The 14,757-nt window shown below is 64.9% G+C and carries 10 protein-coding genes and 1 pseudogene; 4 read left to right on the top strand and 7 right to left on the bottom strand.

Going from position 1 to position 14,757, the window contains the following annotated elements:
* Positions 1 to 27: 27 nt before the first annotated feature.
* From U9978_RS22890 to U9978_RS22880, 3 genes are all read right to left on the bottom strand, one after another.
* The gene (locus U9978_RS22890) at positions 28 to 1,107 is read right to left on the bottom strand and encodes a hypothetical protein (protein WP_322763212.1); all 1,080 of its coding nucleotides are present in this window, start codon (positions 1,105 to 1,107) and stop codon (positions 28 to 30) included.
* Complete coding sequence (locus tag U9978_RS22885; RefSeq protein ID WP_322763211.1) at positions 1,104 to 3,515, bottom strand: right-handed parallel beta-helix repeat-containing protein; 2,412 nt, start codon at positions 3,513 to 3,515, stop codon at positions 1,104 to 1,106. The genes U9978_RS22890 and U9978_RS22885 overlap by 4 nt, the downstream gene beginning before the upstream one ends.
* Positions 3,516 to 3,606: 91 nt before the next feature.
* The gene (locus tag U9978_RS22880) at positions 3,607 to 4,848 is read right to left on the bottom strand and encodes a glycosyltransferase family 2 protein (protein WP_322763210.1); all 1,242 of its coding nucleotides are present in this window, start codon (positions 4,846 to 4,848) and stop codon (positions 3,607 to 3,609) included.
* Positions 4,849 to 5,235: 387 nt separating this feature from the next.
* Between U9978_RS22880 and U9978_RS22875 the strand changes: the two genes are divergently transcribed.
* The 4 genes from U9978_RS22875 (at position 5,236) to U9978_RS22860 (ending at position 9,849) form a co-directional block, all read left to right on the top strand.
* Positions 5,236 to 6,573 (top strand): UDP-glucose/GDP-mannose dehydrogenase family protein, encoded by a 1,338-nt coding sequence (locus U9978_RS22875; RefSeq protein WP_322763209.1) that lies wholly within the window; start codon positions 5,236 to 5,238, stop codon positions 6,571 to 6,573.
* A 563-nt stretch (positions 6,574 to 7,136) separates the two neighbouring features.
* Positions 7,137 to 8,009: a polysaccharide lyase gene (locus U9978_RS22870; protein WP_322763208.1), complete on the top strand. Its 873-nt coding sequence runs from the start codon at positions 7,137 to 7,139 to the stop codon at positions 8,007 to 8,009.
* A 127-nt stretch (positions 8,010 to 8,136) separates the two neighbouring features.
* Complete coding sequence (locus U9978_RS22865; protein ID WP_322763207.1) at positions 8,137 to 8,616, top strand: hypothetical protein; 480 nt, start codon at positions 8,137 to 8,139, stop codon at positions 8,614 to 8,616.
* Positions 8,617 to 8,760: 144 nt separating this feature from the next.
* Positions 8,761 to 9,849: an MHYT domain-containing protein gene (locus tag U9978_RS22860; protein ID WP_322763206.1), complete on the top strand. Its 1,089-nt coding sequence runs from the start codon at positions 8,761 to 8,763 to the stop codon at positions 9,847 to 9,849.
* Positions 9,850 to 10,310: 461 nt separating this feature from the next.
* Here U9978_RS22860 and U9978_RS22855 read toward each other — a convergent pair whose 3' ends face one another.
* From U9978_RS22855 to U9978_RS22840, 4 genes and pseudogenes are all read right to left on the bottom strand, one after another.
* A complete protein-coding gene (locus tag U9978_RS22855) occupies positions 10,311 to 12,608 on the bottom strand; it encodes a bifunctional serine/threonine-protein kinase/ABC transporter substrate-binding protein (RefSeq protein ID WP_322763205.1) in 2,298 nt (765 codons plus the stop codon).
* A gap of 235 nt (positions 12,609 to 12,843) precedes the next feature.
* Positions 12,844 to 13,554 carry a polysaccharide deacetylase family protein gene (locus U9978_RS22850; protein WP_322763204.1) on the bottom strand — a complete coding sequence of 237 codons (711 nt, stop codon included), beginning with the start codon at positions 13,552 to 13,554 and terminating at the stop codon, positions 12,844 to 12,846.
* Between the two features lie 593 nt (positions 13,555 to 14,147).
* Positions 14,148 to 14,351 (bottom strand): hypothetical protein, encoded by a 204-nt coding sequence (locus U9978_RS22845; protein WP_322763203.1) that lies wholly within the window; start codon positions 14,349 to 14,351, stop codon positions 14,148 to 14,150.
* A 223-nt stretch (positions 14,352 to 14,574) separates the two neighbouring features.
* Positions 14,575 to 14,757 (bottom strand): annotated as a pseudogene (locus tag U9978_RS22840) (hypothetical protein); the annotation flags it as partial.

Genomic DNA, 14,757 nt, shown 5'->3' with positions numbered 1-14,757 from the left:
GTGGGCAACCGATGACGCCGGACGCGCTCAGGAACAAGCGACGTTGGAAAGACCCGCAGCCGCGCCCACGACCTGATTGTCGCAGCCGACCACGTTCCCGATGTCCTTCTCGTGGATGTATATCCCGAAGCCCGCGGCGTTCACCACGAGCATGTTTTTCCGGATGATATTGCGACGCCCCCAGCCCTCTTTCACCACATGCTCCTGGATACCGTCCTTGATGGCCCCGCCAGGCTTACCGGTGTTCTTCTCGACGATCCACCCGTTGCCCTTGAGGTCAATCCAGGAGTCGCCTCCGCCATCGGTCATCCCGTCGCTGGACAACATGTTTCCCGAGATGACACCCCCGGTGGTGCCCTCTTTGATGTCGATATTCTCGGCGGTCGTCCCGGCGATGTCGTTGCCGATGATGAAGTTGCGATCGCTGGTGTCCGGACCACAATGCGAAATCTTGCACCAGTTACTGTCGGCGCTGCCGACGTAGATGCCCTCGCCGAACTTCTCCGACCGGCGTCCAGTGTCACGGACGGTGTTTCCGATCACCAGGTTGTCCGAACTGGAGTCACGCAGGTGGATGGCCTCATCCCCGATAGCGCTGACGCGCAACCCCGCAATGACGCTGTGCTGGGTGGCATCCGCCATCACGCCTTTCTTGCCGTTGCGGACGCTGAAACCGACCAGCCGGATGAAAGCCGCATGGTCGAGGTGCAGGATGTAATCGGTATCATTCCCGCCATCCAGCACCGCGTTACCCGATCCGCACAGCCAGATCGGCTGGGCTTCGGTGCCCGCCTTCGTGATGACGAATCCGCCGGCATACGTCCCGTCGGCCATCCGAATGACAGAACCCGGGCTCGCCGACGCCAGCGCGCTCGTGAGGTCGGCGCCGTCATGAACAGTCACAGCGCCCTGTGGGCATGTCACCTGCTGCGTCTGACCAGTAGCTGCGAGCCCGTCTGCCAGCGCCGTCGGCGCCGTCGGCGCCTTCGAGTCGATCGGCTTGGCATCATCACCATGACAGGAGGCGGTCACCGCTGCGATGGCGACGGCCGCGGTGGCCGTCACGAGCAGCAGGGACCGCCCCTGACGCATGGCGCCAGCCGTCACTGAGGGTCCCTGCGCCCATTGCGGTCGCGGCCTCGGCCATTGCTGTAGGACATCGTCGCCCGTGCCGGCCCGACCGCATCAAGCTTGATCACCGACACGCCCTCGTCGCTGACGATGGTCGTGGTGTCTTCATCGAGACCGTTCGGGAACACCTGAGAGTCAGGTGAGTAACCGTTCCACTGCGGGAACCGGTCACCTGACGGGGAGGCATCCGGCCGGATCGCCGGTTGGAGGTCGTCGCCGTAGCCGTTCCCGTAGCCGTTCCCGTTCCCATGGCCGTTCCCGTTCCCGTTCCCATGGCCGTTCCCGTAGCCATTCTCATGGCCGGTCAACGGATCGTCCTTGGGCTCTCGAAGCCGGTCGCGCTGAAACCTCACGTCCATGGTCGGGTTGTCGTCCTGGCTGAAATGAGGACGAGCCCGGTCGACTACCCGGCTGTTGAACGTCTCGGTCGGGGGGTCCAGCGGCGTCTGCCGCGCCGCCGGCACCAGCGGAGCGCCGGGACCCGCGGGACCGGTACCGGGGGCGAACCAGGGCTCGTCGGCGGGCCGGGGCTTGCTGCCCGGCCGGTGCTCCGCAGCCGCGATGTCCGCCGACGCCGCGGTGCGGTAGGTCGTCGTGCGAGGCCCGGCCTGCCCCGGAACCACCGGCATCCGTTCGGAATCCGCCGAAGCCTGGGACCGGACGGCCGCCTTGACCGGTTCCGGCGCGCCCTTCGCGGCGCCAGGCTTCGCGGCGGCTGCTTTCGCGACAACGGCTTTCGGGCCGGTGCCCGTGGTCATCCGCTGCACCAACAGGTCCGACTCGGGATAGGGATGCTCCGCCGCCCGCTTGCGCCAGCGCCGGCCGGTCCGCCAACCCAGGATCGGCAGCAAGGCCATGAATGTCCAGACGAACAGCGCGGGGTGTCGCTCGAAGATCGAATACCAGGGCCGCTCGACCCGCGGAATCCACTTGGACACATCGTTGCCGGTCAGCGCCGCGGCGGTGATTCCGGTGGCTTTGTTGATGTCCACGGCGCGCCAACCACGACCGGACAGGGTGTTGTTACCTATCGTGGTCCCGTCAGCCTGACCCCGAATCGTGATCGCGAACTCTGTCGACCCCGATATCGTGTTCCGACTGATGACGTTCGTCGGGGCGTCCTGGGTGATGATCCCCATACGCCCGTCGGACAGCTTGTTGGTGGTGATCGCCGTCCGCTTGGCGTCCGGCCCAACCTGTACCGCGGCGTCGGTCACGCCGCTGACGGTGTTGTCGACGATCTGGGTGCCGTTCGCACCACTTTTGACGACGATACCCACTGTGCTGCCCGAGACCGTGTTGTTACGGACCGCCGCGTCCTCACCGCCGAGGACCCGAATACCGTACCGACCGTTGTCGGTCAGCGTGTTCCCCTCGATGACCGTGCCCTTGATCTGGTTGACCTGCACACCGGTCGCCGTGGCGACGATGCCGATGCCACGGCCGTCCAGGGTGATGCCGTCACCGCTGTTACCGGAGATCGTGCTGCGCATCACCCGTGAGCCCGACGCGCGGTCGATGGTGATGCCGTCGCCGTGGTTGGCGGTGGCGGTGCTACCGGAGATAAGAGTGCTGACCGCGTCCCGGTGGACGGCAAGACCGGCACGGTCGTTACCCTCCAACCGGACATTGATCATCTGAACACCCTCGCTACCGGAGATGTAGGCACCCCACACGTTGTTGATGAACGTGGAGTTGGCCGCGCCACCGGTACTGGGCTGTCCCTTGCTACCCGTCCAGGCGAGCCCACCGGAACGGCCGTTCCAGAAGCCGAGGTTGGACACGCGCGCGTTGCGCACGACCAGCTCGCCACCCATCGTGCGGATGTAGGCACGCCCGTCAACCGCATTGAGGTCGGGCTTGAGTTCCTTGACATCCCAGGATGTGACATTCATCTGTTGCTGGGCGCTACCGCCGTTGATCTCGATGGCACCACGCCAGCTCGTCAACGCGGCGAAGCCCGCGGCGCTGCTGGCCAGACGCAGCGTCCCGTACTTCGAGTCGATGATGAGGCGCGCGTTCGGCCCGACCACGATGTTGATCAGTACCAGGAGGGCACCGTCGACGTCCTTGCGCATACCGCCGGCCGCGACAACCTCGTCGACCGTGTAAGGAGCCGGGCGTCCCGGCAGTAGCAGCGTGGAGAGGGTGCCCTGATTCTGCACGATGGCCGGCGCCTTGAGCACGCCGAACTTCGCGAACGTCGCCCGCAGGCGGATGTCTTCGGCGTCGACCAGGTTGGCCTGTTTCTTGGCGTCCGCGGAGGTGACCGGCGGCAGCGGCGGCAGTGCCGCCGCCGTCGCGGTGCCCACGATGCCCGGAATGACCATGAGGCCCGGCACGATGGCCAGGAGTACTCCGACGAGCGCACCAAACGCTCGCACGCGGGCCCTGCGCCGTGGCCGGCTGGGGGCTGCGGGCGTCGGACGCTGGGCACCGGAGAGTCCAGACATCGGGGTGATCATGAAACTCCGATCATTTTTGACTCATCCGAACGGACGCGTCCGACTGCCCCTCGCCGCCGATCAGGTCGGCGCGGCGGGTCAGCCAGCCCTGTTTGTTCATGGAGATGAATGCCCATGTCTTGATCGGTAGCGCGACAATCACGATCATCAGAACGACCACCGGGAGGATGAAGATGTCCCGCGGCTGCTCCCGCAGGTGGGAGAACCCACGGACGGCCCGTCCGCCCAGGAGCCACGCGATCGCGATCAGAGGAGCGTTCGCCTGGGGCCGTGCGATCCAGAACCCGAGGTAGGTCATGGCCACCCCCATGGTGACCGGGGTCAGCAGGATCTGGAGAACGCTGATCTGGCAGATCAAGGGCTGGCGGAACAGCCAGCCCTTGTAGATCGCCGTGAGGTAACAACGGTAGGAGTTGCGGCTCCACCGCACCCGCTGCTTGATGAACGGTTTCAACTTGTCCGGAAACATCGAGATCGCGCGTGCCGTGTCCTGGTGCATGGTCTTGTAACCGGACGCCAGGGTCAGCCAGGTCAGGCGGCCGTCGTCGCCGGCGATGCAGCGCCGACCCAGGAAGAACTCGTTCTCCAGGTTGTGCAGCACCGGAAGGATGGCCGCCCTGCGATAGGCTGCCGTCCGGCCGGACAAGCAGGCGACCGCGCCGGCCCGGCCCTGCGCCGGCACGTAGTCGAGGTAGCGGATGTCGACCAGCCAGTTCGCCACTCGTCGCCAGACGCTGGTGCGCGCGTTGTAGACGCTCTGACGGGTACCGACCCCGCCGACCTTGGGATCGACGAAGGGCATCTGGACCGCGGCGAGCAGCCCCGGCTCCCAGGCGGTGTCGGAGTCGCAGAGCACCACGATCTCCTTGGTGGCCGCGGAGATGCCGACACCCAGTGCCGATCGCTTGCCCTCGTGCACGAACGGGATCACCCGCATGACCGGGTTCTGCCGAGCGTGCCTGGTCAGCCGCTTGATGAGTTCGATGTCCTCGACATCGGGGACGATGATGAGCTCATCGGGTCTCTGGTCGAGCCAGGTCTTGAGACACCGTTCGATGACGTCGGGGTCTTCCCGGAAGGAGGGAACGACGACGGACGTCGAAGCACGGAAGTCATTCTCGATCGGCTTGTAGCGAGAGGACAATAGCCGTCGGAACAACCACACGGACCACGAGATCACTCCCGCGATCCCCAGGGGAACGAGCCCCCAGTATGATCCGATGCGGTCGACCACGGAACTGAGCACGTCCATTGCCTAGCGGTTTCCCTCCGGAGGCTTGCCGAAAGACCTACCCGAGAAACTGTAGATGTCCGTCGGCCTACCCTCTTCATGTCGGCCAAAGAATGGTCGTCTGACGTGAGGGCCGAACAACCCCCACTCCCGATAGCAGTGCGGGGGGCACGTTAGCAGTGTGACGCAAATCGCACAGACACCGGGGGTCTCGTTGCTACCGAACGCGCTTGCACCGTTACAAGAAACGCCGATTACGTTGAGTAATTTTACTTTAGGTTCACCAAGTGCAAGCATAATCTTTCTTCTCCGCGGCACATGACCCGAACTTGACGCACGTTAACGGATCATGTCAATCCCGCGACACCCAAGGTAACATTCCTGTCAACTGGGGGTTTGCAACATATCATGGAAGCAACAACAGTTGTCGGTCCGTTGAGAATTTCGGTGATCGGAACCGGCTATCTGGGCGCGACCCACGCCGTCTGCATGGCCGAGCTCGGGTTCGAGGTCATCGGTGTCGATGTGGACCCGAACAAGATCGCCCGTCTTGCCGCCGGCGAGGTGCCCTTCTTCGAGCCGGGGCTGGAGGAGCTGCTCCGCAAGAACCTGGAGTCCGGCCGTCTGTCCTTCACGACCTCCCTCGCGGAGGCCGCGACCGGGGCTGACGTCCACTTCATCTGCGTCGGCACTCCGCAGCACCCCGGCTCGAACTCGGCGGACATGCGTTACGTCGACTCCGCGGTCAGTGGACTGATCGCGGGTGGGCTGCGTCCCGGCTCGCTGGTTGTTGGCAAATCCACAGTTCCGGCCGGTACCGCCGCCCGGCTCGCCGACTGGCTGGCCGCCCAGGCACCCGGGGTGGAGCTCGCCTGGAACCCCGAGTTCCTGCGGGAGGGTTTCGCCGTCGACGACACGCTGCGCCCGGACCGGCTCGTCTTCGGTGTGACAGCCGAGGGCAGCGCCGAGGAGACGCTGCGCCGGGTCTACGGATCGGTGATCGACGCCGGAACTCCCGTCGTCGTCGTCGACTACCCGACCGCCGAGCTTGTCAAGGTCGCGGCCAACGCCTTCCTCGCCACCAAGATCTCTTTCATCAATGCCATGGCGGAAGTCTGCGAGGTCACCGGAGCCGACGTCACCCATCTGGCCAAGGCCATCTCGTACGACACCCGGATCGGCGGCCGCTTCCTGCACGCCGGCCTCGGTTTCGGAGGTGGCTGCCTACCCAAGGACATCCGTGCCTTCCAGGCACGCGCAACCGAACTCGGCGCGGGTGAGGCCGTGAAGTTCCTCGCCGAAGTGGACGCCATCAACCTCCGCCGGCGCAGTCACACCGTCGCGCTCGCCACCAGGCTCCTGGGCGGCAGCGCTACCGGCAAGAAAGTCGCGGTCCTCGGTGCGGCCTTCAAGCCCAACTCCGACGACATCCGTGACTCCCCTGCACTGGCCGTGGCGAGCGCCCTGCACCAGGCCGGTGCAAACGTCGCCGTCTATGACCCGGCCGCGATCGAAAACGCCCGGCGGGCGTACCCGGACCTCACCTACGCCGACAACGCCGTCGACGCCGCGACCGATGCGGACATCGTCCTGCACCTGACCGAATGGATGGAGTTCCGCGAGCTCGACCCGGCCGCCCTGACCGCGGTCGTCTCGACCCGCACGATCATCGACGGTCGCAACACCCTCGACCCCGCCCAGTGGCGCGCCGCCGGCTGGGAGTACCACGCGCTCGGCCGGCCGTAGGCCCGTCGGCGACCCGCGCCAACCACGCGCCCCCGCCTGCTGTCCCGCACCGGCATCGGCCGGAGCGTCATACCGTGATCGGTTTGACGCTCCGGCTCGGCCGGCGGATCGGCAGGCGAAACGATGCGGACAATTGCCGGGCCGGTGATCGACGATTTTCGTCGACAGCATCCGTACAACCACCGTGAGAATCATCTATCGCTATAAGAGCGACCGGCCGGGAAAGATCACGCCCGAGCGGACGCCGCGACAGCCCGATATTCCGCGAGTCCGCCATACTGGTACCGTAGGTGGAAGAATTCTAGAATTACTGTGATCATTCATGATCACGAATATTGTGATCATGAATATTGTGATCGTAGACACAGAAATTGCAAATACAGTGATCGTGAGTGAAATGGCGGACCGCCGGGGGTCGACAGATGAACGACGGGAACGGATCGTACCCGACTGACGTACCTGGCCCGTCAACCACCCGGTCAGCTGGCAGCGGGATCATTCTTCCATCATCCCCGGCCCGAACCCGACGGGCCGTGCTGGGTTCGGCACTCGGTCTACTGGGCGTGGCCGCGGCGGGTTGTTCGAAACCCAAGCCTCCCTTCGACCCGGCCAGCGAGACTCTTCCACCGGACCCCGCGGTAACATCCGCCCCCGCCGAGAACGGGGCACCGCAGTTTCTGGACGCCGGTGCCGCAGATTTCTTCGGCAAGGGTCTCATTCCGCAGCAACGCGCGACCTTCGGTCTGGACCGGGCGCAGATACTGCCCTCCGACGACCCTCGCTTCCAGAAGATCGTCCGGGTCTCGCTGCCGGCGGGCGACACGTTCAACAATCCCGATGCCGAGGTTTACAACGACGGTAACACCTATGGCGGCTCCCAGCTGTTCGTCGCCATGGAAGGCCGGCCGACCTACGAGATGTACCTGCGCTACTACGTACGCTTCCCACATGATTTCGAGTTCAACAAGGGGGGAAAACTCCCCGGCTTCTACGGGGTCATCTACAACAAGGGCGAGGACAAGCGCACCGATACCGACCGAAATGGTTTCGCCAGCCGGTTCGCCTGGCGAAAGGACGCTGAAGGCATCGTCTACTCGAATACCGCCCGCCCGGACACGCCGCTCAAAATCTCCGGCAAGAAGACGTGGACGTGGGAGACCGGCAAGTGGATCTGTGTCGAACAGGGCGTCCGGATGAACTTCGAAACCGTCTCTCAAGGGCTCCTGGCCATCTGGATCGACAACAAGGACACTTTCAAAGAACACGGCTATAATCCACGTATTTCCGACAAGGTTCGTATCGGTGGCATCATGTTCTCGGCCGTGTACGGCGGTGGGGACCGCTCATTTGCTCCCAAGACAGATACCACCATCGATTTCGCCGCCTTTGCCATCGCAGATCAGCGGGTGGGCCCCCTACCCGACCCCTCGCGCTGAGATCCACGCCTCTGTAGCGGGGCGCGCTGATTTCGGGCACACGGCGTGCCGTACAACTACACCGGGCGACATCCACGGTAGAACGTCCTCCATTCGGATGTGAGTGATCCATGGTCCTGGAGGCGTCATGTTCCCGATTGCCCTGTTCCACCCCGAGCCGAACAGATTCGCCGGTTGTCGAAGAAGGGCCGGCGGACGGCGCCTCGTCCGGGGCTTCGCCCTGGTAGTGGGCCTGCTGGTCACATTCGCAGCCGTTTGCTGGGGCTCGCCAGCGATCGCCGAGACGCGGGCCGGGACTGCACGGTCAGCGACGCACTGGTACATGGTCCCCACCGTCGCCAACGGCTGCCAACTCAACCTGCGGTCCGGTCCGGCAGCCGGCTACCGCCTTCTGGCCCACCTCAACGGTTGCGCGAGCGGACCGTGGTGCTGGTACCAAGAGCCTGACTGTGCCCGTGGAACCGTGGACGAGGTGATCGGCGGGCGCTACACCTGCCTCGACGGGCAGCGCCGGGCCGTTACGTCGAATCGCTGGACAGTCGTGGCACTGACCAGCTCCAGGTGGGCCTATGTCGCATCCCGCTGCGGGTGGGCACGCCAGTTGTGACTGACCGGGGGCGATGCTAGCGAACCCTTCAGTTCACTGGTAGTGAGCGCATTGCCACAGATATGGCTACCGAGTGCTTATCGGACGCTACCGATAGTGGTAGGACGGACAGTGACAATGACGTCACACACAAGGGGTCCGATGATGACCACGGTTCGCCCTCTCGGCGGCAGCGCAGTGGAAAACCTCACGGCGGCCCACGCTCATTTCACGGCAACGTATGACCTTGGATTTGTCGGTCTGTCCTATCTGCTGGCCGCCGTAGGCTCGTTCGCGGCATTGGCGAGCGCGGCCCGCATCCGCGCGACCCGCGGCGGCAGGCGACTGCAGTGGACCACAGTCACCGCGGTGGCACTCGGCGGCGGAACGGCCTGGTCCATGCATTTCGTCGGAATGCTCGCTTACCATATCGAACCAGATATCGTTTTCAATCTACCTGAGACACTCCTGTCCCTGAGTATATCCATCACTGGTGCCGCCCTCGGTCTCTGCGTCGCCGGGACCAACCCGTTCCACACGACCCGGGTGCTTACCGGCGGGGTGTGCACCGGCTTCGCGATCTCGGCGATGCATTACACCGGTATGGCAGCCATGCGTACATCGGGAACCGTGAGCTACCGCTTCCCGGTCGTCGTCCTGTCCGTCCTCATCACGGTGTTCGCGACCACAACGGGCTTCTGGATCGCTCTGCGTGGTGTGGGTCGCAGACCCGGTCCGCTCGGACTGCATCGAACCTTTCGGATCGGCCCCCAGACGTCGTCGGAGGATCACACCTTCCTCGGCTCTCTGGGCGGTGCCCAGCATGTCGTCACAGCGTCCGGAGTAATGGCCCTGGCCGTATGCACCATGCACTACACCGCGCTGGCGGCCACCCAGGTCACGCCCGAGCCCAGCCTGCGGCCCCCGCTGGGATTCGATCCGTACTCGCTCGCGATCCTGACGACCTTCGGATCATCGATCATCCTGTTGTTCATCATTTTCGCGGCGCTCGGCGGAGTCGGCGAACCGGAGCTCGTCATTCGGCGGACCGGGCCGAAAGGCGGGCAGCGGCTCCCCCGTGCCCACAGTGATCCCGCCGGCCGGGGTTCAACCCAACAGCGGTTCTTCATGGACAAACCAGCTGGAATCCACGTCGATGAGATCGCTTCTGGGCACGGTCGGGCCGTCCGCACCCCTGCCAAGCAGCCGGGCACGGCAACGGAATGCCCCTCGGAGCTGCCGCGCAGACGCTGATCGGACGGTCAGCGTCGCGGCGCCCGGCCAGACCGGGCGGACCGGGCGGCGAGCCCTGGCTGGCATTCCGCCAGATGCGTGTCAAAGCCGTTGAGGTCCTGCCAGGTGACATGGCAGACCCGGCAGTGCGTGGCGTCCGGGTCGGTCCATCGGGCGCTGCAGCCACCACATGATGCAGTCACCGGTAGGTCACGGCCTCGGGCCGGCTGGCCGGCATTGCGGATCGGCAATGGCAGCATCGGCTGAGCACGCCGCGGCGCGCGGGTTGACGGGGTTTGGCGTCGGATCGGCACCCGGTCATCCTGTCTCAGAACGTGACAACCGTCGCGCAACCTTTTCCGACGGGCGTGGCAACGAGACTCAACGCCTCCCGCCAATACCATCCGTACAGGAATGACTACGCAACAGCATCCACTGGTCCGTGACGGTGACCGCCCCAGCGGGGCAGTCACCGATGTTGGTCAGCCATTCCCGCGGACCAGGTCCGCAATGTTACCGAGATACTTCCGCCGCCCGTCCGTGACCTGGTACAGATAAATATCACCACCTCGCACATCACCGGTCCTTTCGAACTGTATGATTTTCGTTATTCCGACGAATTGCTTCTGGTTGAAATCAGCATTACGAAAAGTATCGGCGACCGACTGGCGGGTGACATGTCCGCCGAGGCCCTTCAGGACCTGTATGATGACCCCGACGGCATCGTAGGCGTCGGCGGCGTAGAAATCCGGCTCAGCACCGGGGGAAGTAAGCTTGTGGTATGCCTCGATGAACCGCTGCACCTGCGCACTGCGTGGAAGAATATCGGCTACGTCGCGACACGGACAGGTGAGATAGACGCCTTCGACGTTCTCCTTACCCGCCTTCCCGATCAGCAGGTCCTGATTACTGCCGTCGCCGCTCATTATCCGGCCCTTGAAGTTTCGGCTGCGGAGAATCTTGATCAGTTCAGCGAAATCCGATGCATAACCGGCATAATAGACCATATCGTACAAACTGAGATCCGGAAGAATCTTCGCGTAGTCCGCACCCTGGGCGGTTCCCAGGGAGCTCACGGCGATCGGCAGACTTTTCTGCTGCTGGATTCTTTCGAGCTGTTTTCTCAGCTCCTCGGCGAGACCCCGGCCGTACGGATTGCTGTCATCATAAACGAGCAGGACGTGCCGGGCCTTGAGTGTCAAAGTCATGTACTCCGCGGTCTGCGGCCCCTGCACCGTGTCCGCCGGAACAGTCCGAAAGAAGGTAGCCTTACCCACGTTTGTCAGTCCAGCCGCGGTCGCCGACGGACTCACGGCCACCAGATCGGCATCGGAGTACGGCAATATGCTCTCCGCCGCCGGCCCGGAGAAGGTGGGGCCGATGACTGCCACCACATCCTGATCGGCGACGAGTCGTTGGGCGGCGGGAGCGCCCTCGTCCGCTATGCCCTTGTCGTCCGACTGGACCAACTTCAACCTGAAGGGAAGATCCGGATCGTCGTTCGCAACATTGACAGCGACCCGAGCGCCCAGCAGGGAACTGCGACCGAGCTCGGCGTTCGCACCGCTCAACGCCCCCTGGAAACCAATCACATAGGTCGGTTTCGCGACCGGATGGGAATCAGTCACAATGGGTGGGATGGCGGCGGTCAGGATTCCGATCACCGCCAGTGCGCCCACGCCGGCCGCCGCGAACACACGGGATCGTCGCCGGCGAGAGTCGGTGCCGGGTGGGGCCGGCAGCACTGTCGTGATCTGATTCGGGCCAGTTGTGTCGGGCGTCTCCCCAGTGGGAATCTGTGGGTCCGGGATCGTCACGGTCTGACGAGCCGGAACCAGGACGGCCGTGTCGGCGGCGGACACGGAAAGATGCAGCAACCGCTTGACCGCCTTGTCCCGTTCCGGCCCGACGACCTGGTCGCGAAGGAGCTCGGACAGCAGATTCTCCGGATCCTGCTCCAGCGCATGATCCTGCAAAAGCCGGCGTAACAGCTCTCCGGCGGAAGGCCGCCGCTGGGGCTCCTTATTCAGGGCTGCCGCGACCAGCGGGCGTAGCCGGTTATCCAGATCGGTCAGGTCCGGCTCCTCATGCACAGCGCGGTAGAGCATCACCTCCCGCGGCCCGTCCCCGTGCGGTCGCCGGCCGGTGCCCGCGTAGGTAATCAGACCGCCCCAGGCGAAGACGTCCGCCGCCGGAGTGACGCTGTTATAATTCTTGATCTGCTCTGGCGCCATGAACGCCGGCGTGCCGATTAGGCCTGTCTGCTGGGTGGCCGCGGTCGTGGCGTCCACAGCACGGGAGATCCCGAAATCGATGATCCTCGGGCCGGACGGGGACAGCAGCACGTTCGACGGCTTGAGATCGCAGTGGACGATCCCGGCGTCCTGAATAGCGAGAATCGCGACCGCGACCGCGACCGCGAGTTGATAAAGCTCAGCACCTGGGAGCGGACCACAGCCTTCGACTGCCGTGCTCAGCGTCGGACCGTCCACGAATTCGGTGACGATATACGGCTGCTCGGCGTCTGCATCGACGTCCAGCACCGGAGCGGTACAGAACGGCATGACCCGCCGAGCGTTCCTCGCCTCCCGCCGGAACAACGCACGGAACGTGGGGTCGCCGGCGATCTCGGACCGGATGGCTTTGAGGGCGACCACCCGACCGTGGGGATCCTCAGCCCGGTAGACGATGCCCATGCCCCCGGCACCGAGCCGACCAAGAAGGACGTACGGGCCGATCTGCTCCGGATCTCCGGGGGCACGCCCGGCGGGAGTGGTCACGATCGTCCGGCGGATCGGGCGGCAGGAAACAGGACCACCGGCCCTGCCACCGTGCAGGATAAGCAGCAGGCAGCCGGCCCGCGCCGCCCCATCATCGGGATCCTCCTGTCGTCAATGACCCGTAGTCTGCCATCACAGCGACGCGACTTGGCCGCGGTAGGTCAGAACAGACGGTAACGGCGGGCTTCGGTTCGATCAGCCGTGCTGCGACCCACTGATGCCAGACTCTTCAAGATCAGAGAGTCAGAAAGTCAGAGAGTCGGACGAAGCGGAAGCCGGCTCCGATCAGTCGGGGCAGCGCAGCGGCCATCCCCTTGGCGGTACCACCCGACGGATGGTTCATATGGCCGATGATGATGGATCCTGGTCGTGCCGTGAGAACGGCCCTCTCAACCTGGTCGGGCGGGTAGGTCGCCCCGGCATCGCCGTTGACGTCGAAGTTGACGATGTGTTCATCGAGGTCTGCGACGATACGCGTGGCGACGTCGTCGCAGTGTGCGGTGCCCGCCCGGAAGAACCGCGGCGGACGTCCGAGGAGTGCGCTCAGTTTGTCCCGGTTTCCGGTAATTTCGTCGAACACCTCGCCGGCATCATGTGTGCCCATGATCCCGTAGGCGGACTGGCCGGACACCGACAGCGGGCGGTGTTGTGTGCCGTGGTTGGCGATCTCGAACAGCGGATCGGCTGCGAGCTCGCCGAACACCGGACGGTTGGCGTCAATCCAGCGGGAGTTGAGGAAAAGAGTGGCCGGCACCCGCTGCCGACGAAGAAAATCAATCAGCGCCTGATCGTAGCCGCTGCCGAGCGGCCCGCCACACGCATCGAACGTCAACGCGATCGTCCTGCCCGTGGTGGGCGGCAACATCGTGGTCACGCCGGGAACGTCGAGGCCCCAGGCGACAGGCCGGATGGAACCGTAGCGGGCGACCACCTCATCGCGGGTCATCCCAGCGGTCACCGGTGTCGGGTGGGCCGGCTCCGGACGGGTCGAGGAGGCAGCACCCACCGGCTCGGGCGACCCGGGCGACCCGGGCGACCCGGGCGACGACGGCACACGATGCCCCCGCCATGGTCGGGTGGAGACGGGCTCCGGCGCGGCGGTCGATCCGTCTTGCGACGCGGCGCAGCCGACAAGAAGCGGACCGGCCACCGCAGCCGCCAGTAGTACCCGACGACTCAGCGACAATCTTGTTCCCCCGATGCCGATCGGCCGCGACCATGATGACCGCTCGACCGCGGGCCAACGGGGCGGGCAGGGCCACAGATCATGAGTGTGACACAGCGACCGGCCTGCAGATGATCCCCTCATCGCGGGTCGTCATACGGGCCCGAAGATCGGCCCGATGGGGCCTGGGCCGGGTAGGCCCGAGTCGGGGGGTGGGTCGGGGTCCGGTGCCCGGCGGCCCACCAGTATGCAGTCCGGACACGGCCGTCGGCCCACCGCCAAGCCCTTCGGGCCGGTCACCCGAGGCCGCCAGCCCCGCCGGCAAGCCCGGCAGCGGATGCTGATCCCCAAGACCATCTGCGGTATCGGCTCGATCATATTCTCCCCGTTTCGTTACAACGCGCACATGGCCAGTCCGCCATGCCGTCGTAGCAGCCCTCCTCGTCCTGTTCCAGGTTGTGCTTGTAGATCCGGCCGTTGCCGCGACAGTCCGGACAGGTCTGCGGTCCCCGATCGGTTCCGCTGCAGTCCTGCTGCTGGCGCCTGCCCTTGTCCTTGCTCTTGCTACCCCAGGCCATGCCGTGACTCCTACGTCCGAGGCGGCCATGCCATTGTGATGCCGCCGTAACCACAATGCTACGGACAGGCGCGGCATTGCTACATGCAAAATGGACAGCCAACAGCGTGGTCCGACCATGACCGAAACGGAGCTTTGGGCCTGCGGCTCACGCTCACCCTGAATGAGCAGGTCATGCAGGACGGCCGGAACGCGCCGACGGAGACAATCGTGATCGGCGTGCATCACGGGACACCGCCGAAAAGATCTCCGCCTGAGGTGCCCGGGTTTTCATGGGTGCTCGGTTTTTCATGAGTGCTCTGCTTTTCGTGGCCGGTCCAGGTGTCGTGGATCGTGCGGCGGTAGGGGTTGCGTCGGGGGGTGCGGGTCGGGTCGATCCAGCCTGGGGGGATCCATGTGGGGATGCC

It is taken from the genome of Protofrankia sp. Cr2, from assembly GCF_963555885.1.
Lineage (GTDB): Bacteria > Actinomycetota > Actinomycetes > Frankiales > Frankiaceae > Protofrankia.
This window is presented reverse-complemented; position numbering and strand designations above follow the sequence as displayed.

What these genes read in the sequence shown, in the direction of transcription:
- U9978_RS22875 (WP_322763209.1), top strand. Translation starts at nt 5,236, where the DNA reads ATGGAAGCAACAACAGTTGTCGGTCCGTTGAGAATTTCGGTGATCGGA.
- U9978_RS22850 (WP_322763204.1), bottom strand. Translation starts at nt 13,554, where the DNA reads ATGACCCGCGATGAGGTGGTCGCCCGCTACGGTTCCATCCGGCCTGTC.
- U9978_RS22845 (WP_322763203.1), bottom strand. Translation starts at nt 14,351, where the DNA reads ATGGCCTGGGGTAGCAAGAGCAAGGACAAGGGCAGGCGCCAGCAGCAG.
- U9978_RS22860 (WP_322763206.1), top strand. Translation starts at nt 8,761, where the DNA reads ATGACCACGGTTCGCCCTCTCGGCGGCAGCGCAGTGGAAAACCTCACG.
- U9978_RS22865 (WP_322763207.1), top strand. Translation starts at nt 8,137, where the DNA reads ATGTTCCCGATTGCCCTGTTCCACCCCGAGCCGAACAGATTCGCCGGT.
- U9978_RS22880 (WP_322763210.1), bottom strand. Translation starts at nt 4,848, where the DNA reads ATGGACGTGCTCAGTTCCGTGGTCGACCGCATCGGATCATACTGGGGG.